Consider the following 23,828-nt stretch of genomic DNA (forward strand, 5'->3'; position numbering starts at 1 on the left):
CGCGCCCTTCCCGCGCCATCAAGCGGACATTTCAGGCGCCGCGCGCTTGCACGATCCACGCACCGTCGCGCTCGACCAGCACGCGGTCGCAGGCGAATTCGTCCATGTCGTGTTCGTGGCCCGGCAGCGCCTGGATGACCACTTCGCCCGCGTCGCGCAGGGCCGCGACGGCAGCGCGCAGCGCTTCGTCGTGACGCCACGGCGCGAGCACCGCCGTGCTGCGCGCTTCCACCGGCGAAATACGCGCCACTTCGCGCAGATCGAGCGAGAAGCCCGTCGCCGCGCGCGCACGGCCATAGGCCTCGCCCACCTTGTCGTAACGGCCGCCGCGCGCGACCGCGTTCGGCACGCCGTCCACATACGCCGAGAACATCACGCCGCTGTGGTACGCGTAACCGCCCAGGTCCGCGAGGTCGAGCATCAGCTCGGCGCCTTCGATTTCGCGCATCAGGAACGCGAGGTCGTCGAGCGCGCGCGCAATGCCCGGCAGCGCCGGCAGACGCGCACGCGCCTCGTCGATCACGCTCGCGTCGCCGTACAGCGACGGCAGCGCGCGCAGTGCGTCGCGCGAAGCCGGCTGGAGATTTGCGGTGAGTTCGGCCAGACGCGGCACGTCCTTTCCTGCGAGCGCTTCATACAGAGCGTCGCCGAGCGCGGCGGCTGCCGGATCGGCTTCGAAAATCGCCGCGAGCACACCCGCGTGCGAGAGATCGAGGCGCACCTTCGACAGGCCCGCGAGGCGCAGCGCGTCGAGCAGCAGTTGCTGGATTTCGAGGTCGGCTTCGAGGCCGGCGTGACCATAGATTTCCGCGCCGATCTGGATCTGCTCGCGCGTCGCGTGCAGGCCGCGCGGACGCGTATGCAGCACGTTGCCCGCGTAGCACAGGCGCGTCACGCCCTGACGGTTCAACAGGTGCGCGTCGATACGCGCCACCTGCGGCGTCATGTCGGCGCGCAGGCCGAGCGTGCGGCCCGACAGCTGATCGACGAGCTTGAAGGTGCGCAAATCGAGATCGCGCCCACTGCCGACCAGCAGCGACTCGATGTACTCGAGCAGCGGCGGCATGACCATTTCGTAGCCATAGGCGCGGAAGCGGTCCAGCAGGCGGCGGCGCAGCTCTTCGATCTTGCGCGCCTCGGACGGCAGCACGTCGGCGATATTCTCGGGGAGTAACCAGGTCGACATCGGGGAAATCCTACGACGATAAGGGCCACGCAAAAACGTCACGCGGAACGTAACGACGGCGCGCGCGAACACACGCCCAGTGCGGGCCGGACGATAGAAACGGCGCACGCCTCGCGGCGCGCGCCTTGAATTCAGGTAGCGAGCATCAGCAGCACGAGACCGAGCACCATCACAATCAGCCCGCCGATCCGGATGTGATGGGGAGGCCGTTCCGCAATTCTACGGAAAGTGTCACGCCACGCCGTCGGGAAGACGAACGGGAACATGCCCTCGATAATCAGCATCAACGCGATCGCGAGCAACAGGGAGCCGGCTATGTCCATGCGATGAAGATGCGCCGCGCACGCGCGCGGCGCCAATGTCTCGTTTAATGTTTGCGCGGTGCGGCGGGAGCCGACGGCGCGTCGCCACTGGGACTACGCATGAAGCGGAAGAAGTCGCTCGACGAATCGACCACGACGACGTCGCCCGGCTTGAAGCTCTCGCGGTACGCCTGCATGCTTTGGTAGAAGCGATAGAAGTCCGGATCGCGACCGTACGCCTGCGCGGCGATGGCGGCAGCCTTGCCGTCGCCTTCGCCCTTGATGGCTTGCGCCTGGCTGTAGGCATCGGCGACCGCGCCCTGCTGCTTGCGCTCCGCATCGTCCTTGATCTGCTGCGCCTCTGCTGCGCCCTTCGCGCGCTCGTCGGCGGCGGCCTGCTCGCGTGCGGCGCTCATGCGCTTGTAGACCACGTCGGCGAGTTCGGCCGGATAGTCGATGCGCGTGAGTTCGATGTCGATGACATCGATGCCCAGCGGCGCAGCGGCCGTCTTCAGTTCGTCGCGTGCGCGGCTGGCGATCGCTTCCTGCTGCGCCAGCGCGTCGGACAGCGTGACCTTCGAGAACGCGTCCGACAACGCATCGCGCGAAAGCGAAGCGAGCCGGTCGGCAAGCGTCTGCGGGTCGCCCTTGGTTGCCGCGAACAGCTTGAGCGGCTCACCGATGCGGTAACGCACAACCGGGTTCACGAGCAGCTCGGTCTTGTCCGACGTCGTATAGCGGTCGGCGTCCGGCGCGTCGAACGCCTGGATGCGGGTATCGAGGAACGTCGCGGTCTGGAACGGCGGCGGCAGCTTCACGTGCAGGCCCGGCTCGGCGAGCGAGGCCTTCGAGCCGCCCGACGACGACACCACAGCCACATGGCGCGGATCGACGACGAACACCGCCGACGAAGCGACAAGCACCACCACCACGAAGGCGACGACAAACGCAATGATCTTGTTCATGTCGGCGCCCCTTATTGCACGTCGTCTTCGCGGCCGCGCGAGCGGAACGCGTCGCGCGAACGGAAGGCGTCGCTCGCGGCTTGCGCGGCGTCGCTGGCCGAAGGAGCCGGCGCCGCTGCGGCGCCCTGCTGCGTGGCTTGCGGCTGGCTTTGCGGCTGAGCGTTCTGCTGCGAATCGCCGTTCGTGCTGCTCGTGCTGCCCGTGCTATTCGTTGCCGGTGCGGACGCAGCGCTGCCGTTCGCATCGTTGGCACCGTTCGCAGCAGGCGCATTCGCTGCCGCCGCGCCCGATGCGGCGACAGCTGCCGCAGCGCGCTGACGCGTCGCATCGACGATCTTGTCGAGCGGCAGATAGATCACGTTATTGCCCGACTTGCTGTCGACGAACACCTTCGTCGTATTCGAGTAGATGTGCTGCATCGTATCCAGGTACATGCGCTCGCGAATCACGGCCGGAGCCTTCGCGTACTGCTCGTAGACGCTGTTGAAACGCTGGGCGTCGCCCTGTGCCTGCTCGACCACGCGATCGCTATACGCCTTGGCGTCGTCGATCAGCTTGGCGCCGTCGGCCTGCGCGCGCGGCAGCAGTTGATCGGCGTAAGCCTGCGCGTCGCGCTTCGCACGTTCGCGATCCTGATGAGCCTTCGCTTCATCGTCGAACGCCGCCTGTACGCGATCGGGTGCAGCAACGCTCTGGATCGTCACGCCCACCACGCCCAGGCCCGTCTTGTACTGGTCGAGCGCATGCTGGATCGTATCGGCGAGTTGCGCGCGGATCGGTTCGCGATCGGCGTAAAGAAGATCGTTGGTGCTATGCGCGCCCACGACCGTGCGTACGGCGGCCTGGGCGGCCTGGCTCACGGTGAGATCGGGGTCGACGCTGCGGAACAGGTAATCGGTCGGCTGCTTGACCTGGTACTGAACGATCAGGCGCACGTCGAGAATATCGCCGTCATGCGTAATCACGGACGCGTCCTTCACGTTCGACGGACGCACCGGATTGTTGCGGCCGATCTCGACGCTGCGGATCTGGCCGACGTTCACGATGTCGTGCGCCTGGAACGGGAACGGCAGACGCCAATGAACGCCTGGCCCCACGGTGTGCCGATACTGGCCGAACTGAAGCACCACGCCGGCCTGGCCGTCCTGAACGATGAACACGCCGCTGCCGACATAAATGGCAATCAGCACGCCGAGCACGATGCCCACGCCGATGCGCGCGCCGTGGCCGTTGTCCGGACGCGGGCCGAGGCCGCCAGGCCCCTTGCCCTTCTTGCCGAAGAACGACGACAGGCGGCGGTTGAACTCGCGCCACATTTCGTCGAGATCGGGCGGGCCGTCGCCCTGGCCGCCGCCGTTGTTGCCGTTTTTGCCGTTGTTACCGGAGGGACGCCGCGCGTCCTCGTTGCGCTGGCCATTGCCCTCGCCGCGGCCCCATCGCGGGTCGTTCAGCGAGAAAATGGCACGCGCGCGCCAGCCAGTCCGCTTGTTGTAATCGTTCACCTGTGTTCGTTCACCAGAGTAGACAGCGGGTCATGTGCGTGGAAGTGCGCCCGCGCGCCACGAATGGCGACGCCGGGCGCTGCCGGTTGGGGTCAGCGGCCGTGCTCGGGTTCCCTGCTGGGTTCGTGCGACAGCGGACTCCAGTCGGCGGCGACTTGAGGCTGCGACGGCTCGACGAGCGGCTCGGCAGTCGCGATTTCGGCGATGGCGGCGCGCAGCGCATCCAGTCCGACGCCCGTGCGCGCGCTCAAAAAGACGCGCGAAATATTACCATACTCGTCCCGCTCGACCTTCCCGCCTCGGGCCGCCAGTTCGGGCACGGCGTCGATCTTGTTGAACACCAGCACCTGGCGGATCGTATCGGCGCCGATCTCGTGCAGCACCTCGTTCACCTGGTCGATCTGGTCGAGTCGCACCGCGCTCGACGCATCGACCACGTGCAGCAGAAGGTCGGCCTGCACGGTTTCCTGCAGCGTCGCGCGGAAAGCGGCCACCAGTTGGTGAGGCAGTTCGCGGATAAAACCCACGGTGTCGGACAGCACGATCTGGCCGACTTCGTCGCCGAGCCACACGCGCCGCGAAGTCGTGTCGAGCGTCGCGAACAACTGGTCGGCCGCATAGGCCTGCGCCTTGGTGAGCGCATTGAACAGCGTGGACTTGCCCGCGTTCGTATAGCCGACGAGCGAGACGCTCATCGTGCGCGTGCGTTCGCGCTGACGGCGCTGCGTACCATGCTGACGGCGCAGTTTCGCGAGCTTGCCTTGCAGCATCTTGATGCGCTCGCCGATCAAGCGGCGGTCGGTTTCAAGCTGCGTTTCGCCAGGGCCGCGCAGACCGATACCGCCCTTCTGGCGCTCAAGGTGAGTCCACGCGCGCACAAGGCGCGTCGCAAGGTACTGAAGCTGGGCGAGTTCGACCTGCAGCTTGCCTTCGTGGCTGCGTGCGCGTTGCGCAAAAATGTCGAGAATGAGGCTCGTGCGATCCACCACGCGGCGGCCGAGTGCGCGCTCCAGATTACGTTGCTGGGCGGGCGACAGCGCGTGATTGAAGATGACGATTTCGATGTCGTTCGCTTCACAGGCGAGACGGAGTTCCTCGGCCTTGCCGCTGCCGATGAACATGGCAGCGTCGGGGCTGGAACGGCGCCCGGTGAGCGTGACAGCGGGAGTGGCGCCCGCGCTTTTAGCGAGCAGGCTGAGTTCTTCGAGGCTGGCTTCGAAGTCGGTCTTGCCGAAGTCGATGCCGACAAGTGCGGCGTTGATCAAATTAGCTGGTATCAAAATGGAAACGGCCGGCCCGGAAGCGCCTGCGAGGCACCCCGAACCGGCCGCGTCATGGGTCAGGACGCTTCCGAGTCCGGGTGGAAGTTCACCGGACGGGCCGGGACCACCGTGGAAATGGCGTGCTTGTAAACCATTTGCGTAACCGTATTACGGAGCAACACGACGTACTGGTCGAACGATTCAATGTTCCCCTGAAGCTTGATGCCGTTGACCAGGTAGATCGAAACAGGCACGTGCTCCTTGCGCAGCGCGTTCAGAAACGGGTCTTGTAACAGTTGCCCTTTGTTGCTCATAGCAAACTCCGTATTTTTTTGCAGGTTTAACTTATATTGGGATGAAGAAAAAGAAATCCACCACCAATCGCTACACTATAGCTGATTCTCGTTACCCCGCGCCGCTAGCGACGGCCCAGCCAGACGGCCTGACCGCCGGATTGACGCGGCAATGCGCGGTAGCGAACGCAGCTCAACTCTTTTCGGTGTAGGGGTTCGTCGAAGAACGAAACTCTATGCGCAATGGAGTGCCCTTCAGCGAGAAAGTTTCCCGGAAGCGGTTCTCCAGATAGCGTTTGTAGGTTTCCGTGACCGCGTCGAGCGCATTGCCGTGCACCACGATAATCGGCGGGTTCTGTCCCCCCTGGTGCGCGTAACGCAGCTTCGGACGCACCGGGCCACGGCGGCGCGGCTGCTGGAATTCCACGGCTTCGATCAGCGCGCGCGTGAGCTTCGGCGTGGGCAGCTTGGCCATGGCGGCGGCATAGGCGTCGTCCACCGAGCGCATCAGCGGGCCGATACCGAACTTTTCCGTCGCCGAGATAAAGCGCATTTCCGCGAAATCGAGGAACTTCAGCTTGCGTTGCAGGTGGTGCTTGGTGCGCTCACGTGCGTGATCGTCCATGCCGTCCCACTTGTTCACGCCCACGACCAGCGCGCGGCCCTGCTCGACCACGAAGCCCGCAATATGCGCGTCCTGGTCGGAAATTTCCTGATGCGCGTCGAGCAGCAGGATCACCACATTGGCGTCGGCGATCGACTGCAGCGTCTTCACGACCGAGAACTTCTCGATTGCCTCGAACACCTTGCCGCGGCGGCGCAGGCCGGCCGTATCGATCAGCGTGTATTTCTTGCCGTTGCGCTCGAAGTCGACATAGATCGAATCGCGCGTCGTGCCCGGCATGTCGAACGCGATCACGCGGTCTTCGCCGATCAGCGTATTGACGAGCGTCGACTTGCCCACGTTCGGACGGCCGACGATTGCGATTTTCACGCCGTGCTTGCTGGCGTCGTCTTCGTCTTCTTCCGGACGATCCGCGTAGGCCTGGTCGAGCGCCTCGTTGATCATTTCCGTCACGCCGTCGCCGTGCGCAGCCGAAATTGCGCGCGGGTCGCCCAGACCCAGCTCGTAGAAGTCGGCGGCCACGGCGCTGTACTTCATGCCTTCGGCCTTGTTGACCACGAGGAAGATCGGTCGGCCGGTCTTGCGCAGGTAATCGGCGATGTGCTTGTCCTGCGGCGCGAGGCCGTTACGGCCGTCGCAGATGAACACGACGATGTCGGCTTCCTCGACCGCCTGGCGCGTCTGGCGCGCCATTTCGTGCAGGATGCCGTCCTTGGCGACCGGCTCGAAGCCGCCGGTGTCGACCACCAGATAGGCGCGATCGCCCACGCGCCCTTCGCCATAGTGGCGGTCGCGCGTGAGACCGGGCAGGTCGGCGACCAGCGCATCGCGCGAACGCGTGAGCCGGTTGAAGAGCGTGGATTTCCCCACATTGGGGCGCCCGACGAGGGCGATTACGGGTTTCATCTGATCTTTTCTACAGTAAGGCGCGGCGCCGGGACGTCCGGCGCGCTGCGCGGCAAGCGTCTGCTATGAGTGCCCGCAGATGCTGCAATAGTTGCAAATTATCACGAATCGGGCTGTGTACCCGATTGCCGTTACCGGTGAGATATCGCACCGGTCGGCCCGAAGCGGCCAATCGCGCTTCGGCGTTCGACTGGAACACCGGGTGTAGCCGCCCCGGCCATCCGTCGTCTCATAAGGTTCGCGGGCGGCATGCAGCAAGACGACACCGATGCACGCCGGAAAAACACAAGAGGCCGCCGCCCGCGGGCGCGGCCCCTCGAAGCGACGCCAGGCGGCCAGCGCCCGGCGTCCTGACTCGATCAGCGCGGACGCAGACCGTAGAGATCGCCGTCCTTCGTCTGCACGACCAGCGTATTGCCGGCCAGCACCGGCGCTGCCGTAATCGGGCTGCCGTCGGTCTTCACGCGCGAGACGAAGCTGCCGTCGTCGAGCGAGAGGAAATGCACGTAGCCCTGATAGTCGCCCACCGCCACCGCGTGGCCGAGCATCGCCGGGACGCTGACGTCGCGGTTCTTCAGCTTGTCGGTGCTCCACGTCTGCGCGCCGGTTGCAACGTTGTAGGCCTTCACGACCGACCAGTCGTCGCCGCCGACCACGGTGGAGTCGTCCTGAGCGATACCGCTCGTGCTGGAGAACGGCTTTTCCCACATCGGACGGCCCGAGTTGGCGTCGAAGCAGCCCAGCTGGCCCTGGAACGTGACCGCGCAGGTCGTGGCACCAATCAGCGTGGGCGGGCCGCTCACGTCATTGATACGCTCGACTTCCGTCACGCCCTTCGGATACGACACCGGCGTTTCCCAGAAAGCGTCGCCGCTTTGCAGGTTGATCGCCGAGAATGCACCGCCCGGGAAACCCGCGAGAATCGCCTGGTCGCCAGCGAACGTCATGCCGGCCGACACACGCAGATTCAGCGGCACGGCGCGGTTGCGGTAAGTCCACTTCTGCTCGCCGGTCTGCGCGTTGAACGCCACGACCTGGCCGTCGATCGTGCGCACGACCACGAGGCCGTTGCCGACCAGCGGCGGCGAGATGATTTCGCCCGGCGCCTTCGCTTGCCACGACAGCTTGCCGTTCGAATCGAGCACATACACGTCGCCCTTCAGGCCGCCCACTGCCGTCAGGTTGCCGTCGCTGCCCACGCCCGCCGACAGATCGTCCTTGAGCTTGGTGCTCCAGACTTCCTTGCCCGTTTGCGCGTCGAACTTCGCAACCGAGCCGTTAGCGCCTGCGGCGTAGACGTTGTCGCCCACGGCAACCGGCGAGAACAGATAGCGGCCGGCCTTGCCGACGCTCGCTTTCCAGACCTGCTGGACGTCCAGCACCGGCTTGAACTCGGTCAGCGGCACCGGCACGCGGCGCTCGTCTTTGGTCGACGAGCAAGCCGCCAGTGCGAGAACGGTCATCGCGCAAGCGACAGGCACAACGGTTCGTTTCAGCAGATTCATCGGTGAACGAAGCATGAATGGAGTTGATTGAATAATGATGCGGTGGTGCGTCAATGCGTGCGATCAATGCCGGCAGCGCATTAGCCGCCCAGTGCGTCGAGCTTGAACTGAACCAGCTGGCGCTCGGATGCATCGGACTTCGGCAACGTGTCGAGTGCGAGCTTGTAAGCCGCGCGCGCGTCGTCGTGCTTGCCCGCTGCTTCGAGCAGGTCGCCGCGGCCGTCGGCCACGACACCCTTGAACGGGCCCGAATCCGGCTGCGGAATCAGCGCGAGTCCCTGATCGTAGGCCTTCTCGTCGAGCAGCACCGACGCGAGACGCAGCTTCGCGATCTGGCGGAATTCCTCGTCTTTCGCGTGATCGGCGGCCCACTGCAGTTGCGCCTTGGCGCCTGCCGTGTCACCTGCCATGTACAGCGATTTGGCCACCGTCAGCGCGCTCATCTGCGCATACGCGGTGCCGCCGAAGCGGTCTTCCATATCGGTCGCGATGCGCGTAAGCAGCGCCTTGTCGCTACCCGTGGAAGCCTGTTGCACCTGGTCGTACAGGACGGCCGCTTCGGCCGCCTGACGGCGCTGCCAGAAGTTCCAGCCGTTCCACGCAGCGAGCGCGAGCAGAACGATCAGCACGACCCACGTGGTCGCGTTGCCCCACTGCGTCCACCAGGCCTTGAAACTCTCGATCGATTCCTGTTCGTCGTGATAACTCATCGCGTAGCGATTCCTCGTTTATTTTGATGCCTGTTTTCGGGCGCGCCACACAGGTCAATGCAAAGGTCAATGCACAGTCAATGCCGAACCGGGCGCGCCGCGAAAGTCGTCAAATACGCCCGATCTGCGCGGCGCGGCCTAAGCGGCCCGGCAGGCCCGATCAATCCTCGCCGTCTTCGGCGGTTGCAACCATCGCATTGATCAGATATTCGGTCAAGTCCTCAAAGGCTACCGTTTGTTGCTCGCTGCGAGCCTCGGCGGCACTGCCGCGCAGCGCCTTCACACCGGCCACGCCCTGCGCCACTTCGTCGTCGCCGAGCACCACGGCGAACGCCGCGCCGCTTGCGTCTGCGCGCTTCATCTGCGACTTGAAGCTGGCCGACTGGCCATCCGCGCTGCAATGGAGGATGACGTCGAGACCCGTGTCGCGCAGACGCTCGGAGACGATGAACGCCTGTTCGCGCGCGGCTTCGCCCTGATGCACGACGTACACGTCGCAGCCTTCGGCTTCCGGCACGAGGTTCTCTTCCTTGAGCAATTCAAGGATGCGCTCGATGCCCATCGCCCAGCCGCACGCCGCCGTCGGCTTGCCGCCGAGCTGTTCGATCAGCGGGTCGTAACGACCGCCGGCCGCGACGGTGCCCTGCGCGCCGAGTTTGTCCGTCACCCACTCGAATACGGTCAGATTGTAATAATCGAGACCGCGCACGAGACGCGGATTGATCTTGAACGGGATGTTGTTCGACTTCAGGATGCGTTGCAGCCCCTCGAAGTGCGCCTTCGATTCCTCGCCGAGGAAATCGATCAGCTTCGGCGCCTTGTCGGCCATTTCCTGCAGCGCCGGGTTCTTCGTGTCGAGCACGCGCAGCGGGTTGGTGTAGAGGCGGCGCTTGCCGTCTTCATCGAGCAGATCGACGTGCTGTTCGAGATACTTGATGAGTTCGACGCGGTGCGCAGCGCGCTCTTCCGCCAGACCCAGCGAGTTGATTTCCAGCTTGATGCCCGTCAGTCCAAGGTCGTCCCAAAGACGCTGGCACATCAGGATGATTTCCGCATCCGCATCCGGGCCGGCAAAGCCGAGCGCTTCCACGCCGACCTGATGGAACTGGCGATAGCGGCCGCGCTGCGGACGCTCGTGACGGAACATCGGGCCGATGTACCACAGGCGCTTCGGGCCGTCGTAGAGCATGTTGTGCTCGATCGACGCACGCACGACTGCCGCCGTATTTTCCGGGCGCATCGTGAGGTGTTCGCCGTTGAGCGCGTCGGTGAAGCTGTACATTTCTTTTTCGACGATATCGGTCACTTCACCGATGCCGCGCGTGAAGAGCTGCGTGTGCTCGACGATCGGCGTACGGATGTTCTGGTATCCGTACGAACGGAGCATGGACTTCACGGTCGTTTCGAAGAAGTCCCACAGCCCTGCGTCCTGCGGCAGGATGTCGTTCATGCCCTTCACGCCGGTCAGCTTTTCGGGCTTTCTTTTCTGTTCAGTCATTGCGATGCGAATTGTCGTTGCGAGTGCGTTGCGAATGTCGATATGCGGAGTCCGTAGCCAGCGCGCTTACGCAGTGGCTTCGGCCTTGCCGTACTTGCGCGCGACATAGTCGCTCACGATCTGCTGGAAATCTTCGGCGATATGCTCGCCGCGCAGCGTCTTGACCTTTTCGCCGTCGATGAAGACCGGCGCGGCCGGGTTCTCGCCCGAGCCCGGCAGGCTGATGCCGATGTTCGCGTGCTTCGACTCGCCCGGGCCGTTGACGATGCAGCCCATCACCGCGACGTTCATCGTTTCGACGCCCGGATAGGACTCGCGCCAAACCGGCATTTGCGCGCGCAGATAATTCTGGATCTGCGAAGCGAGTTCCTGGAACAGCGTGCTGGTCGTGCGGCCGCAACCGGGGCAGGCGATGACCATCGGCGTGAACGAACGCAGGCCCATCGTCTGGAGGATTTCCTGGCCGACCACGACTTCGCCGGTGCGCGGTGCGCCCGGTTCCGGCGTGAGCGAGATACGGATGGTGTCGCCGATGCCCTGCTGGAGCAGCACGGAGAGCGCCGCCGTCGAAGCGACGATGCCCTTCGAGCCCATGCCCGCTTCGGTCAGCCCCAGGTGAAGCGCGAAATCGCAACGCTTGGCCAGTTGCTGGTACACGGCGATCAGATCCTGCACGCCGCTGACCTTGCACGACAGGATGATCTTGTCGCGCGTCAGACCGAGTTCGACCGCGCGTTCCGCCGAGCCGATGGCCGACTGGATCAGCGCTTCGTACATCACGCTTTGCGCTTCCCACGGCACGCTGCGCGCCGCGTTTTCGTCCATCATGCGCGCGAGCAGATCCTGGTCCAGGCTGCCCCAGTTCACGCCGATACGTACCGGCTTGTCGTACTTGATGGCCGCTTCGATCATCTGCGCGTACTGCGTGTCGCGCTTGGCGCCCTGGCCCACGTTGCCCGGATTGATACGGTACTTCGAGAGCGCTTCCGCGCACGCGGGGTGATCGCGCAGCAGCAGATGGCCGTTGTAGTGAAAGTCGCCGACGAGCGGCACCATCACGCCCATGCGGTCGAGCTGGTCGCGCACGTGCGGCACGGCGGCAGCCGCTTCCGGCGTGTTGACCGTGATACGTACGAGTTCCGAACCGGCTTGCGCGAGTTCCTTGATCTGGATCGCGGTACCGATCGCATCGGCGGTATCGGTATTGGTCATCGACTGCACGCGCACCGGCGCGTCGCCGCCGATCGTCACCAGTTGACCGCCCCAGCGCACATGCACGGCGTGCGACTTGCGGCGCGGCGCGTGGCCGCCGAGGATCGGTTCATTGGACACGATCTGACTATTGCTGGTCGGGGATTGCGTTTCGCTTTGCATCGAAAAACCCATTTACACCTCGCGCGCGCCACCGCTCACAACGAACGGCTACGCTGCGCGAATTGAAAAAGCGTCGCGGCCGGCAAACTGATCTTCGCCGGCCGCGACGCATGCCATGTCTCTATCTCAGGGCAGCACGAAGCGCGCGACATTGCCGCGCGCCGACGCGTACTTCGCCGCGTCGACCGGCTGACCATCGATGGTCATCGATTCGATGCCGGCCTTGTTGCCCACCGTAACCTTCAACGGCCCCACTCCGGTGATTTCACGGGCGTCGCTGCCGCGAATCAGTCCGGAGAAGACCTCCTTACCGTCTTTCTGTCGCACGTTGACCCAGGTGTCCTGCGTCACGCGGATCGCGAATGTCGAAGTGTCGCCTGCCGCCGCGACAGGTGCCGATGCGGCCTGCGCCGCCGGCTCGCTCGCCGCTTGAGCGGCCTGAACCGCCGGCGCCTGCACGGCGCTTGCCGCCTTCGGCGCTGTCGCTGTGTTCGCGACCGGCGCTGCGGGTGCCGACGCGACCGCCCCAACCGACGCAACCGGTGCCACCGCTGCTGCCTGCGGCGCGCTCGCCGCGCCTTGATCGGCGCTCGCCTGCGCGTCCGGCGGGAACGCCTGCGTCGCGGCCTGATCTGCGCCCTGTGCGTCCGATGCACCCGCCGTTGAACCTTCCGTCACCGTCGCCGACGATGCGCCCGCGTCGCCGCTTGCCGTGCTGCTGCCCACGCCGTTCGCCATCGATTTGATGCGCGCGAACCAGGCCGACGAATCGCCGCTATTGGTACGCCACATGCCGATCACCACGACAGCGACGATCACCAGCGCCACGCCCCAAAGCCACGACGCACGGCGTCGCGGCGCACGCACGCCGCCCGAGCCACCAAGCGACAGCGAGACACGGCCGCGCGGCAGGTCGGCACCCGCCGAAGCGGGCATCGACAGATCCTGCTGCGCTTCGCCACGCTCGCGGCGCAGCGCCTGGGTGAACGGCGCGGGATCCGCGCCGAGCAGCTTCGCGTAGGCGCGCACCACGCCGACTGCGAACGTCGCGTCGGGCAGATGGCTGATATCGCCCGCTTCGAGTTCGCGCAGCTTGGGCACCGCCACCTTCAGACGCGCCGAGACATCCTCGACCGACCAGCCCTTCGACTGGCGCAACTGCGCGAGTCGCGCGCCCACTGCGCCGAGCGTCTCGGGCACGGCCTGCACCGGCGACGGCGCACTCTCATGCGCCGAACGGCCTGCGTTGGTCTCTGTCCCGTCTGTCCCGAAAGGGTGCTGCGGCTCGCTCATCCCAAAGTCCTTGCGTCGATTCTTTTCTAACCCACGACCGGCGGGCGCATCGCGCCCCGTCCCAAATCGCAGACCGTTTATAACAAAATGCGCGGCGTCTGTGCCGCATCCGATCGCTTCTGCAACGTTTCTTGTCAAACTGCCGTCAGCGCTGCGTTGCCCCCCGCGCAGCCGCTGCGGCCGGGTGCCGACCAACCGGTCAGCGCCCTTCGGCTTTTCCGCTCAATGCTGGACGGGCCAGACTTCGATGACCTTCTGGCCCGCGCGCTGGGTACGCTCGGCCAGACGCGTGCGATCCTTCACCTCGCCGGCGAGCTGACCGCAGGCCGCGTCGATATCGTCGCCGCGCGTCTTGCGCACGGTCGTCACGACGCCCGCATCCATCAGGATCTGCGCAAAACGCTTGATCTGTTCGTTCTTCGAGCGCAGCAAGCCCGATTCCGGGAACGGGTTGAACGGGATCAGGTTGAACTTGCACGGCACGTCACGCGTAACGGCGAGCAACTGGCGTGCGTGCTCTTCCGTGTCGTTCACGCCGTCGAGCATGCAGTACTCGAAGGTGATGAAGTCGCGCGGCGCCACCTTCAGGTAACGCTGGCACGCGGCCATCAGCTCGCGCAGCGGATACTTGCGGTTCAGCGGCACCAGTTCGTCGCGCAGCGCGTCATTGGGTGCGTGCAGCGAGACAGCAAGCGCCACCGGCAGGTCTGCGCCAAGGCGATCCATCATCGGCACCACACCCGAGGTCGACAGCGTGACGCGGCGGCGCGACAGGCCGTATGCGTTGTCGTCGAGCATCAGGCGCATCGCGGGCACCACGGCGTCGTAATTGAGCAGCGGCTCGCCCATGCCCATCATCACGACATTGGTGATGACGCGCTCGCCCTTGCCGTCGCCGCCGTTGGCGCGACCGCCCGCCTCGCCCAGCGACGCGCGCTGGGCGAATTCCGCCATGCGCAGCTGACCGATGATTTCGGCGGTGGTGAGATTGCGTGAAAAACCTTGCTTGCCGGTCGAACAGAACCGGCAATTGACCGCGCATCCCGCCTGCGACGACACGCACAGCGTGCCACGCGTTTCTTCGGGGATGAACACGGTTTCGACCGCGTTACCGTTGCCGACGTCCACGAGCCATTTGCGCGTGCCATCGGAGGAAACGTTGTCGGAAATGATATCGGGCATGCCGATCGTGGCGCGCCCTTTGAGCTTCTCGCGCAGCGATTTGGCCAGATCCGTCATGCCGTCGAAATCGGCGGCATTGTATTGGTGGATCCAGCGCTGAAGCTGTTTGGCGCGAAACGGCTTCTCGCCCAGGCTTTCGCAATAAGCGACGAGCCCTTGGGCGTCGAGATCGAGAAGGTTGACGGTGGAACTGCTCGTCATGTCGAATCCTGCCATTTCAGTGCGAGAGCGCGCTTGCCGCCAATCCGGGCGAGCCCGAGACCGGGCGGCAAGCGAGATCGCCGTTCGCGACCCTATGCTACTGTGAACTACCGCTTACCGCGCGTTAGTGAATTAACGCGAGTAAACGTTGACTTCCGGGAAGAAGAACGCGATTTCAACGCGTGCCGTTTCCGCTGCGTCCGAACCGTGGACTGCGTTTGCGTCGATGCTGTCTGCGAAGTCAGCGCGGATCGTGCCCTTTTCTGCCTTCTTCGGGTCCGTTGCGCCCATCAGATCGCGGTGCTTCAGGATGGCGTTTTCGCCTTCCAGAGCCTGGATCACGACCGGGCCCGAGATCATGAATTCAACGAGGTCCTTGAAGAACGGACGCTCTGCGTGAACAGCGTAGAACTTCTCTGCGTCAGCGCGCGAGAGTTGAACCATGCGCGAAGCAACGATCTTCAGGCCAGCGTTTTCGAAGCGGCTGTAGATCTGACCGATCACGTTCTTTGCCACTGCGTCCGGCTTGATAATCGACAGGGTGCGTTCGATCGCCATAAAAACTCCAGAAAATTAAGAGGTTACAGATTCAAATGAATCCGCAATTGTAGCATGTTCCCATGTATGATTGCGATTGAACCCTGTTAGACCGGACAACCAGCCGAAACAGGCGCAAAAGCCGCGCCGCCGGGGCTTTCAGCGGGATTTAAGAATCCCGGCATACGCTCTGACACGATAGCTCAAACCGTGTGGCAACCCGTTGAAACTCTGGAGCGCCGCGCATATCTTACGAGGAGCGGTATGCGCAAAAGCCGCGCACCGCTAACCACGCGTCTCACGCAAGGAGAAAGCATGAACGAGTATCCCTACAACTTCGGCCGCGGCGGCAGCGTCACCTCGGCGGAGACCCGCAACCGCGTACTGCGCAACACCTACTGGCTGCTGGCGCTGTCGATGGTGCCGACGGTTCTCGGCGCGTGGGTGGGCGTCACCACGGGCTTCTCGCTTTTCGCTGCCACCAGCCCCGCCATGAGCCTGCTCGCGTTCTTCGCGATCGCCTTCGGCTTCATGTTTGCCATCGAACGCACCAAGAACAGCTCGGTCGGCGTGTTCGTGCTGCTCGGCTTCACGTTCTTCATGGGCCTGATGCTTTCGCGCCTGCTGTCGTTCATCCTCGGTTTCTCGAACGGCCCGTCGCTCATCATGCTCGCATTCGGTGGCACCGGCGTGATTTTCGCTGCGATGGCCACCATCGCCACGGTCAGCAAGCGTGACTTCTCGGGCCTCGGCAAGTGGCTGTTCATGGGCGTGATCGTGATTCTGCTCGCCAGCGTCGCGAACATCTTCCTGCACCTGCCCGCGCTGATGCTCACGGTGTCCGTGATGGCGATCGTGATTTTCTCGGCGTACATGCTGTTCGACGTGCAGCGCGTCGTGAACGGCGGCGAGACCAACTACATCTCGGCCACGCTCGCGATCTACCTCGACCTGTACAACGTGTTCACGAACCTGCTGGCGATCCTCGGGATTTTCGGCGGCAACCGTAACTAAGGTCTTAAGGGTCGAAGCCAAATCGACCCTGCAAACAAAAAGCCCATGACGCGCGTCATGGGCTTTTTTTCGTCCCGCGATTTCGTGATTTCACCCGCAGCAACACACCCGACTACAGCGTAAGCCAGTCGAATCCTTCGGCTTGCGTTGCGATGCCAATTTCCGTCGCTGCGTTTCCGAGCACGGCCGCCATCGCTGCGTGCGCCAGCTCCGGCGTGTTGTTCTGCTGGCTCAGATGCGCCGCAATCAGATGCCGAAGCTTCGAACGGTCGAGCGCCGCGAGAATCTCCCCCGCCGCGTCATTGTTCAAATGACCATACGACCCGCTGATGCGCGCCTTCAGCGACGCCGGATAGCGGCTCGTCGCCAGCATGTCGAGGTCGTGATTGCATTCGAGCACCAGTGCATCGCAACCGCTCAGCACCGAATGGATATGCGGCGTCGATTCGCCGACGTCGGTCAGCACGCCAAGCCGGCACGCACCGTCGTTGAACACGAACTGCAACGGCTCGCGCGCGTCGTGCGGCACCGTATAGGGCAGCACGCCAAGCTCGCCGATTTCGACCGCCTCGTCGCCCCAGAGGACGTTGAGTTCGACGCCTGCCGCTTCGTCGGCGCCGACCGCGCGGGCCGTGCCCCAGCTCGTATAAAGCGGGATCGACCAGCGGCGCGCCAGCGTGAGCGCGCTGCCGATATGGTCGCTGTGTTCGTGGGTAATGAGGATCGCGCTCAGGGTGTCGGCGGCGAGGCCCGCTCTCGCGAGCCGCCGCTCCACTTCCTTCGCGGAAAAACCGCAGTCGAGCAGCACGCGCGTGGGCGTCGCGCCGCCGCCTGCTTCTACTACCAGTGCGTTGCCTTCGCTACCGCTGCCGAGGCTCGCAAACCGCACGGCCGGATCAGTTCAGCTGGGCGTGCAGCGCGGTCACGATGCGCTGCGCGTCCGACGAGGTATCCACCTGGCCGTTCTGGTCGAGAACCGCCACCTGGGTTTGCGCATCGCCCTTCGCGCGCACCGCAACGAGGAATTCCGGCCCCTGGTTCTTTGCTGCGTCCTTCTTCGGGTTGTAGAACAGCTTGCCGAACAGGCCGTCACCCTTGAGTTCCTGCATCGAGTCCGCGTAACGGACGTAGTAGATGCCCTTCGAGCGGTCGCGGTTGTCGACCGTGAAGTTGGTGCGGTCGAGCGCGAGGCCCACACGCAGCCAGGCGCTGTCGAACGATTCCGGCAGATCGAGCGTCGTGCCGTCCGTGCCGGCCGCAACCTTCGCGGTCGCCGACGACGGGCGTGCATCAGTCAGCAGTTGCTTCGACTGCGCATCGGTCAGGCCGAACTTCTGCATGATCTTGGCGAGGAACGCGGCTTCGAGAGCCGGATCGCGCGGACGCTCGACCCACTTCGAACCGGTCTTGTCCGTGCCCGTCAGCACTTCTTCCATCGCGCTATGCGTGACGGAGATATCGGTCTGGCCGTTCGGGCCGCGCGACACCAGCGTGCGGAAGCGGTCACGCGTGCCCGACGAGTACGCGAAATCGATCACGCGGCCGATCGTGCGGCGGAACCAGTCGTCCGGAATATTGGCGCGGTTTTCGGCCCAGTCCGTGGTCATGATGCCGGTGGCAGCCGAGTCGGTGGTCAGCGTGAAGCCGCTTTCCGACCAGAACTCCTGCAGCTGCGGCCAGACGTCGTCCGGCGTGCGGCCGTCGATCACGAGCCAGCGGTGATCGCCGTCACGCTCGACGTGCATGCCAAGCGGGTCTTGCGCGTCCGGCACGCCCAGCGTGGCATTGCCCGCCTTGGTGACGGTGCGCTGCGCGCTGCCGCCCAGCGTCAGCGTGGGCGCCGGCGCGACGTACTTCTGGCCGTTCGGCGCCGAAGACAGATCCTGCGGCACAGCCAGCGGCGGCGCGCTCGGCGTGTCCTTGTAGTTGACGCGATCCGACGCGAACATGTCGTTCAGCGACTCGCAGCCTGCGAGCGAGCCGATTGCTCCGATTGCGAGCGCCAGCACCGCCATGCGGGTTGCGTGGAGGGAAAGAGCGGAACGTTTCATGTGGACCTTCGTAATACGGGAACGCTGAGCCAGGATCCGCCGAAGTCTGTCGGCGGCCGGGCAATGCGACGTCGATTGAAAATGCGGCGCGTCGGCTTAGCCGATCAGGCCGGCCTCGCGCAGCGCTGCGCGCACCACGTCGTGGTAACGCGCGTCGAGCGGCGTAAGCGGCAGGCGGATACCGCCCTCGATGCGGCCGAGTTCCTGCAGCGCCCACTTCACCGGAATCGGGTTCGATTCGATGAACAGGTTCTTGTGCAGCGACAGGAGATTCAGGTGAATCTCACGCGCGGTCTTTACGTCGCCAGCGATAGCAGCCTTGCAGAGGTCGCTCATCTGACGCGGCGCGACGTTTGCGGTCACCGAAATATTGCCGTGGCCGCCCAGCAGCATCAGCGCGATCGCGGTGGGATCGTCGCCGCTGAAGATCTTGAAACCTTCCGGCGCGTACTTGATGAGGTGCGCGGCGCGGTCGATATTGCCCGTCGCTTCCTTCACGCCGACGATGCCCGGCACCTGCGCCAGACGCAGGATCGTCTCGTTCGTCATATCGGCGACGGTGCGGCCCGGCACGTTGTACAGGATCACCGGCAGATCGACAGCTTCGGCGATCTTCGAGAAGTGCAGGTACTGGCCCTCTTGCGTGGGCTTGTTGTAGTACGGCACCACCTGAAGCGAAGCCTGCGCGCCGACTTCCTTCGCGTGCTTCGTCAGTTCGATGGCCTCGGCGGTCGAGTTGCCGCCCGCGCCCGCGATGATCGGCATGCGACCTGCGGCGTGCTCGACGGCCGTCCTGACCATCAGGATGTGTTCTTCGACGTCCAGCGTAGCGGATTCACCGCTCGTGCCCACCACGACGAGGGCATCCGTCCCCTCTTCGACGTGCCAGTCGATCAGTTTGCGGAACGCCGGCAGGTCGAGACTGCCGTCTTCGTGCATGGGGGTGACGATCGCGGGAATGCTGCCGCCAAGCTTGATGCCGTCCTGAGTGCCGTTAGCCATGAAACGTCAAAGAAATGAGTACGTTAAACCGCGATTGTAGCGGATTAGGCGGTCAGAACGTAACGCGATACGGGTAGTACCTGAGTCGTCTGTGTATGACCGGGTATTTCTGATACTGCATCCGACCCTGCCGACGCCGGCTGGGAAGCCGGGTTTCGCGTCTGCGGGCGGTTTTCGCGCACCGCGCAGATGCGCTGCACGAACGCTTCGCGCGGGTGCAGGATAAATCCGTCTTGATACGCAATCACGCGCAATGCGGGCGCGCAGAGCGCCAGCAACTCGCCCGGCGCCAGCAGGAACGCGGGGTTCGACGGCTTGCCCACCGTCTCGTTGCCTTGCGCGAAGGTTTCGTAAATAAGTACGCCGCCCGGCGCCAAAGCGTCGAGCAGGCGCGCCATCAACGGACGATGCAGGTAATTGGTGACAACGATAGCGGCGAAGCGCGCATCGTCGGGCAGCGGCCAGGGCGCGCCTTCGAGGTCGCACTCTAACGTGCCGATGCCGGGCACGCCTTCCATCGTGGCAAGCGCGGCGGGGTCGCGGTCGAGTGCTGCGACCGGATGCCCCTGCTGCGCCAGCCAGCGCGCGTGACGGCCCGCGCCCGAAGCGAGGTCGAGCACCGTGCCGCCCGGCGCGATCAGGTGCGCCCACTGGCGCACCCAGGCCGACGGCTCACCCACTCCATGCATCGCGTGCGTGGCCTGCATCGTCATGCCTTAGTTGTACGAGAGGCCCATCGCATCGCGCACGTCGCGCATCGTTTCCGTGGCGTACTTGCGGGCGCGGTCGCAACCGTCGGCGACGATGGCGCGCAGCAGCGACGGATCATCCATGTACTTCTGCGCGCGTTCGAGCATCGGCTGCTGCTCGCGAAGAATGCCTTCGATCACCGGCTGCTTGCACTCCAGGCAGCCGATTCCCGCCGAACGGCAGCCCTTCTCCACCCAGTCGTGCGTCTCGGCGTCCGTGTAGACCTGGTGCAGTTGCCACACCGGGCACTTGTCCGGATCGCCCGGATCGGTACGGCGCACGCGCGCGGGGTCGGTCGGCATCGTGCGCACCTTCTTCTCGATCGATGCGGCGTCTTCGCGCAGCGCGATCGTGTTGCCGTACGACTTCGACATCTTCTGGCCGTCGAGACCCGGCATGCGCGAGGCTTCGGTCAGCAGCACCTGCGGCTCCGGCAGGATGATCTTGCGCGAACCTTCGAGGTAGCCAAACAGGCGCTCGCGGTCGCTCATCGACAGGCTCTGCGATTCCGACAGCATCGCACGCGCCTGTTCGAGCGCTTCCTCGTTGCCTTCCTGCTGATAGGCGTTGCGCAGTTCGTGATAGAGCTTCGAGCGCTTGCCGCCCAGCTTCTTCGCGGCTTCGTTGGCCTTCTCTTCGAAGCCCGGCTCGCGGCCGTACATGTAGTTGAAGCGGCGCGCCATTTCGCGCGCCATTTCGACGTGCGGCACCTGGTCTTCGCCGACCGGCACGAGCGACGCGCGGTACAGCAGGATGTCGGCGGCCATCAGCACCGGGTAGCCCAGGAAGCCGTAGGTGCCCAGATCCTTGTCGCGCAGCTTTTCGATCTGCTCCTTGTAGGTCGGCACGCGTTCGAGCCAGGACAGCGGCGTGCTCATGCCGAGCAGGAGCGCGAGTTCGGCGTGCTCGGGCACGCGGCTCTGGATGAACAGCGTCGCCTGGTTCGGGTCGATGCCCGATGCAAGCCAGTCGATCAGCACGTCCCAGACGTTTTTCTCGATCACATCCGGCGTCTCGTAGTGCGTCGTGAGCGCGTGCCAGTCGACCACGCAGAAGAAGCACGGGTACTCGGACTGAAGCTTGACCCAGTTTTTCAGCACGCCGTGATAGTGGCCGAGGTGCAGCGACCCGGTGGGCCGCATGCCGGAGAAAATACGGTCTGGGAACATGATGTTATGAGAAGAGCGAAACAAGGGGGTTAAGCACTGCCGTCACCACGTCGTAGCCGATCGACACGAGCGGGCGCAGCCAGAATCGCGTGAAGACGCCGGAGACCAGCAGCGCCATCACGATGATGAAACCATAGGGCTCGAGGCGCGAGAGCGCAATGCTCGCGCGCGTGGGCAGCAGCGCCGCGAGCACCCGGCCGCCATCCATCGGCGGCAGCGGAAAGAGATTGAGCACGCCGAGCACCAGGTTCACGCCCAGGCCGGCAGCGGCCATGCGCGTGAAGAACGGCTCGTCGACGCCCATCACTGCGAGCGCCACGCCGAACACGCCCCACGCCAGCGCCTGCACGAAGTTGCAGGCCGGGCCTGCCGCCGCGACCCACAGTGTGCCCCAGCGCGGATTGCGCAGGTTGCCGAACGAAATCGGCACCGGCTTGGCATAGCCGAACACGAACGCGCCGCTCGTGAGGAAATACAGGATCAGCGGCATGGCGATCGTGCCGACCGGATCGATGTGGCGCATCGGATTGAGCGAAACGCGCCCGAGCACGTAGGCGGTGTTGTCGCCGAGCAGGCGCGCGACATAGCCGTGCGCGGCTTCGTGCAACGTGATCGCGAAGATGACGGGCAAGGCGTAGACGGCGAGCGTCTGAATGATCGTGGCTTCTTCCATGGCGGCGTATTGTAACAATGCGCTAGCGGTGCGCTGTTTCGTGCACGTTTATCCACGCACGAAACAGCAGGACGGTGGCGCGCGTCACGCCTCCTCTTCGAGGCCGAACGGCGCGAGCGAACCGCGTCCGGCGCGCACGAGTACCGGTTCCGGGCCGCTCAGATCGACGATCGTCGAAGGCTCCCAGGGGCACGCACCGCCGTCAATCACGAGATCGAGCTGTTTTTCCAGCCGATCGCGAATTTCTTCCGGATCGTTGAGCGGCTCGGTGTCGGGCGGCAGGATCAGCGTCGAGGCGAGCAGCGGCTCGCCCAGTTCTTCCAGGATCGCCAGCGGAATCGGATGCCCCGGCACGCGCAGCCCGATAGTCTTGCGCGACGGATGCGACAGACGACGCGGCACTTCCTTCGTCGCCTCAAGCACGAATACGTACGGCCCCGGCGTCACCGACTTGATCAAGCGGTACTGGCGGTTGTCCACCATGGCAAAGTTCGCGAGTTCTGACAGATCGCGCACCATCAGCGACAGCAGCGCCTTTTCGTCGAGATGACGGATGCGGCGCAGGCGCTCGGCGGCCTGCTTGTCGTCGATGCGCGCGGCCAGCGCGTAGCTCGAATCGGTCGGCAGCGCGATCACGCCGCCGTCGCGAATAATCTGCACGGCCTGCTTGACGAGGCGCGGCTGAGGATTCTCTGGGTGAAGCCGAAAAAACTGTGACATGGCAGTAATCAGCTGACGAAGGCGAAGCGAATTGGAAAGCGAACCGGACGCGTCACGCCGCGCGGCGGCGGCATGGCGCGTGTTACAGCGGTTTGAAAGTGAGGCTCGGGGGCAAAGCCAGGCATAAGGCCAGGCACAAGGCTAAGCACAACAGCGCTGGGCCGCGCCTCAGGCACAGCCTACAGCCATCGCTCCCAGACAGGCTTGAGATCGGACGGCAGCGGCGGCAGCGTACCCGGCTCGATCGAATCCGGGCCTTTGGCGTGGAAATCCGAGCCGCGCGACGCCTCGAAGCCGAAGCGGCGCGCCACCGCAGCATACTCGCCGTACTGGTCGGGCGTATGGCTGCCGGTGACGACTTCGATGGCCTTGCCGCCCAGGTCGATGAACTCGCCGAAGAAAGCGTCGAGTTCGAGCTGCGTGTAGCTGTAACGTCCCGGATGCGCGACCACCGCTTCGCCGCCGGCGGCCTTGATCCAGCTCAGCGCATCGGCGAGTTTGGCCCAGCGGTGCGACACGTAGCCCGCCTTGCCATCGCCTAGCCAGCGCGTGAAGGCGTCCTGCATGTCGCGCGCACGGCCTGACTCCACCAGAAAGCGCGCGAAGTGCGTGCGCGAAATCAGATCGGGATTCGAGACATAGCGCAGCGCGCCCTGGTAGGCATCGGGAATGCCGAGCGTTTCGAGCTTTTCGCCGATCGCCTCCGCGCGTGCGGCGCGGCCGTTGCGCGTACGCGCGAGGCCGTCGACCAGCGCCGGGCACTCCGGATCGACATGCAGGCCGACGATATGCACCGTGCGCGACGCCCACGTGACGGAAATTTCGACACCGCTCAGGTAACGCATGCCGAGCGCTTCAGCCGCCTCGCGCGCTTCGCGCTGGCCGCCGAGTTCGTCGTGATCGGTGAGCGCCCACAGCCCCACGCCGCCCGCCTTTGCCAGCTGCGCGACGGCAGCCGGGGCCATCTGGCCGTCGGAGACAGTGGAGTGACAGTGGAGATCGGCGTTCATTGCGGGCGTCATGGGAGTAAGCAGCCATTTTACTGCAATGCGGCGAAGCCGTCCCGGCACGCCCTGACCAGGCTGCTTCGCGTTTTTGCGTACGTTTT

At 64.7% G+C, this 23,828-nt stretch carries 23 protein-coding genes; 1 reads left to right on the top strand and 22 read right to left on the bottom strand.

Going from position 1 to position 23,828, the window contains the following annotated elements:
• Positions 1 to 31: 31 nt before the first annotated feature.
• From BBA01S_RS01585 to ndk, 14 genes are all read right to left on the bottom strand, one after another.
• Positions 32 to 1,186 carry an ATP phosphoribosyltransferase regulatory subunit gene (locus BBA01S_RS01585; RefSeq protein ID WP_027814896.1) on the bottom strand — a complete coding sequence of 385 codons (1,155 nt, stop codon included), beginning with the start codon at positions 1,184 to 1,186 and terminating at the stop codon, positions 32 to 34.
• A gap of 131 nt (positions 1,187 to 1,317) precedes the next feature.
• Complete coding sequence (locus BBA01S_RS01590) at positions 1,318 to 1,509, bottom strand: DUF2065 domain-containing protein (protein ID WP_027814897.1); 192 nt, start codon at positions 1,507 to 1,509, stop codon at positions 1,318 to 1,320.
• Positions 1,510 to 1,553: 44 nt separating this feature from the next.
• Complete coding sequence (gene hflC / locus BBA01S_RS01595; protein WP_027814898.1) at positions 1,554 to 2,453, bottom strand: protease modulator HflC; 900 nt, start codon at positions 2,451 to 2,453, stop codon at positions 1,554 to 1,556.
• Between the two features lie 11 nt (positions 2,454 to 2,464).
• Positions 2,465 to 3,955 carry an FtsH protease activity modulator HflK gene (hflK, locus tag BBA01S_RS01600; protein WP_027814899.1) on the bottom strand — a complete coding sequence of 497 codons (1,491 nt, stop codon included), beginning with the start codon at positions 3,953 to 3,955 and terminating at the stop codon, positions 2,465 to 2,467.
• Positions 3,956 to 4,047: 92 nt separating this feature from the next.
• Positions 4,048 to 5,220, bottom strand: a complete 1,173-nt coding sequence (gene hflX / locus BBA01S_RS01605; RefSeq protein ID WP_027814900.1) for a GTPase HflX — start codon at positions 5,218 to 5,220, stop codon at positions 4,048 to 4,050.
• A gap of 74 nt (positions 5,221 to 5,294) precedes the next feature.
• Positions 5,295 to 5,531, bottom strand: a complete 237-nt coding sequence (gene hfq, locus BBA01S_RS01610; RefSeq protein ID WP_027814901.1) for an RNA chaperone Hfq — start codon at positions 5,529 to 5,531, stop codon at positions 5,295 to 5,297.
• A 172-nt stretch (positions 5,532 to 5,703) separates the two neighbouring features.
• A complete protein-coding gene (gene der, locus BBA01S_RS01615) occupies positions 5,704 to 7,041 on the bottom strand; it encodes a ribosome biogenesis GTPase Der (protein WP_042295594.1) in 1,338 nt (445 codons plus the stop codon).
• 359 nt (positions 7,042 to 7,400) lie between these two features.
• The gene (gene bamB, locus BBA01S_RS01620; protein WP_027814903.1) at positions 7,401 to 8,546 is read right to left on the bottom strand and encodes an outer membrane protein assembly factor BamB; all 1,146 of its coding nucleotides are present in this window, start codon (positions 8,544 to 8,546) and stop codon (positions 7,401 to 7,403) included.
• 80 nt (positions 8,547 to 8,626) lie between these two features.
• Positions 8,627 to 9,256 carry a tetratricopeptide repeat protein gene (locus tag BBA01S_RS01625; protein ID WP_027814904.1) on the bottom strand — a complete coding sequence of 210 codons (630 nt, stop codon included), beginning with the start codon at positions 9,254 to 9,256 and terminating at the stop codon, positions 8,627 to 8,629.
• 160 nt (positions 9,257 to 9,416) lie between these two features.
• Positions 9,417 to 10,754 (bottom strand): histidine--tRNA ligase, encoded by a 1,338-nt coding sequence (gene hisS, locus BBA01S_RS01630; protein WP_027814905.1) that lies wholly within the window; start codon positions 10,752 to 10,754, stop codon positions 9,417 to 9,419.
• Positions 10,755 to 10,820: 66 nt separating this feature from the next.
• Positions 10,821 to 12,140, bottom strand: a complete 1,320-nt coding sequence (gene ispG / locus BBA01S_RS01635; RefSeq protein WP_027814906.1) for a flavodoxin-dependent (E)-4-hydroxy-3-methylbut-2-enyl-diphosphate synthase — start codon at positions 12,138 to 12,140, stop codon at positions 10,821 to 10,823.
• Between the two features lie 114 nt (positions 12,141 to 12,254).
• Entirely contained in the window at positions 12,255 to 13,421 is a 1,167-nt protein-coding gene (locus tag BBA01S_RS01640) for a helix-turn-helix domain-containing protein (protein WP_027814907.1), read from the bottom strand.
• A gap of 222 nt (positions 13,422 to 13,643) precedes the next feature.
• The gene (gene rlmN / locus BBA01S_RS01645; protein ID WP_027814908.1) at positions 13,644 to 14,804 is read right to left on the bottom strand and encodes a 23S rRNA (adenine(2503)-C(2))-methyltransferase RlmN; all 1,161 of its coding nucleotides are present in this window, start codon (positions 14,802 to 14,804) and stop codon (positions 13,644 to 13,646) included.
• A gap of 132 nt (positions 14,805 to 14,936) precedes the next feature.
• Complete coding sequence (gene ndk / locus BBA01S_RS01650) at positions 14,937 to 15,362, bottom strand: nucleoside-diphosphate kinase (protein ID WP_027814909.1); 426 nt, start codon at positions 15,360 to 15,362, stop codon at positions 14,937 to 14,939.
• Between the two features lie 294 nt (positions 15,363 to 15,656).
• Between ndk and BBA01S_RS01655 the strand changes: the two genes are divergently transcribed.
• The gene (locus tag BBA01S_RS01655; protein WP_027814910.1) at positions 15,657 to 16,355 is read left to right on the top strand and encodes a Bax inhibitor-1/YccA family protein; all 699 of its coding nucleotides are present in this window, start codon (positions 15,657 to 15,659) and stop codon (positions 16,353 to 16,355) included.
• 112 nt (positions 16,356 to 16,467) lie between these two features.
• On the opposite strand, the gene BBA01S_RS01660 is transcribed toward BBA01S_RS01655, so the two are convergent.
• The 8 genes from BBA01S_RS01660 to BBA01S_RS01695 form a co-directional block, all read right to left on the bottom strand.
• Entirely contained in the window at positions 16,468 to 17,244 is a 777-nt protein-coding gene (locus BBA01S_RS01660; RefSeq protein ID WP_027814911.1) for an MBL fold metallo-hydrolase, read from the bottom strand.
• Between the two features lie 7 nt (positions 17,245 to 17,251).
• Positions 17,252 to 18,406 (bottom strand): outer membrane protein assembly factor BamC, encoded by a 1,155-nt coding sequence (bamC, locus tag BBA01S_RS01665; protein ID WP_027814912.1) that lies wholly within the window; start codon positions 18,404 to 18,406, stop codon positions 17,252 to 17,254.
• Between the two features lie 96 nt (positions 18,407 to 18,502).
• Positions 18,503 to 19,408: a 4-hydroxy-tetrahydrodipicolinate synthase gene (gene dapA, locus BBA01S_RS01670; protein ID WP_027814913.1), complete on the bottom strand. Its 906-nt coding sequence runs from the start codon at positions 19,406 to 19,408 to the stop codon at positions 18,503 to 18,505.
• 44 nt (positions 19,409 to 19,452) lie between these two features.
• Positions 19,453 to 20,121, bottom strand: coding sequence for a class I SAM-dependent methyltransferase (locus BBA01S_RS39670; RefSeq protein ID WP_156965815.1), 669 nt, complete (start codon positions 20,119 to 20,121; stop codon positions 19,453 to 19,455).
• 3 nt (positions 20,122 to 20,124) lie between these two features.
• On the bottom strand, positions 20,125 to 21,327 hold the full coding sequence (locus BBA01S_RS01680) for a tryptophan--tRNA ligase (RefSeq protein ID WP_027814914.1): 1,203 nt from the start codon (positions 21,325 to 21,327) through the stop codon (positions 20,125 to 20,127).
• A 4-nt stretch (positions 21,328 to 21,331) separates the two neighbouring features.
• Positions 21,332 to 22,000, bottom strand: coding sequence for a site-2 protease family protein (locus BBA01S_RS01685; protein ID WP_027814915.1), 669 nt, complete (start codon positions 21,998 to 22,000; stop codon positions 21,332 to 21,334).
• Positions 22,001 to 22,084: 84 nt separating this feature from the next.
• Positions 22,085 to 22,720 carry an L-threonylcarbamoyladenylate synthase gene (locus tag BBA01S_RS01690; protein ID WP_027814916.1) on the bottom strand — a complete coding sequence of 212 codons (636 nt, stop codon included), beginning with the start codon at positions 22,718 to 22,720 and terminating at the stop codon, positions 22,085 to 22,087.
• A gap of 179 nt (positions 22,721 to 22,899) precedes the next feature.
• Positions 22,900 to 23,730 carry a 3',5'-nucleoside bisphosphate phosphatase gene (locus BBA01S_RS01695; protein ID WP_027814917.1) on the bottom strand — a complete coding sequence of 277 codons (831 nt, stop codon included), beginning with the start codon at positions 23,728 to 23,730 and terminating at the stop codon, positions 22,900 to 22,902.
• Positions 23,731 to 23,828: the final 98 nt, after the last annotated feature.

This window comes from Paraburkholderia bannensis NBRC 103871, from assembly GCF_000685015.1.
Classification (GTDB): Bacteria; Pseudomonadota; Gammaproteobacteria; order Burkholderiales; family Burkholderiaceae; genus Paraburkholderia; species Paraburkholderia bannensis.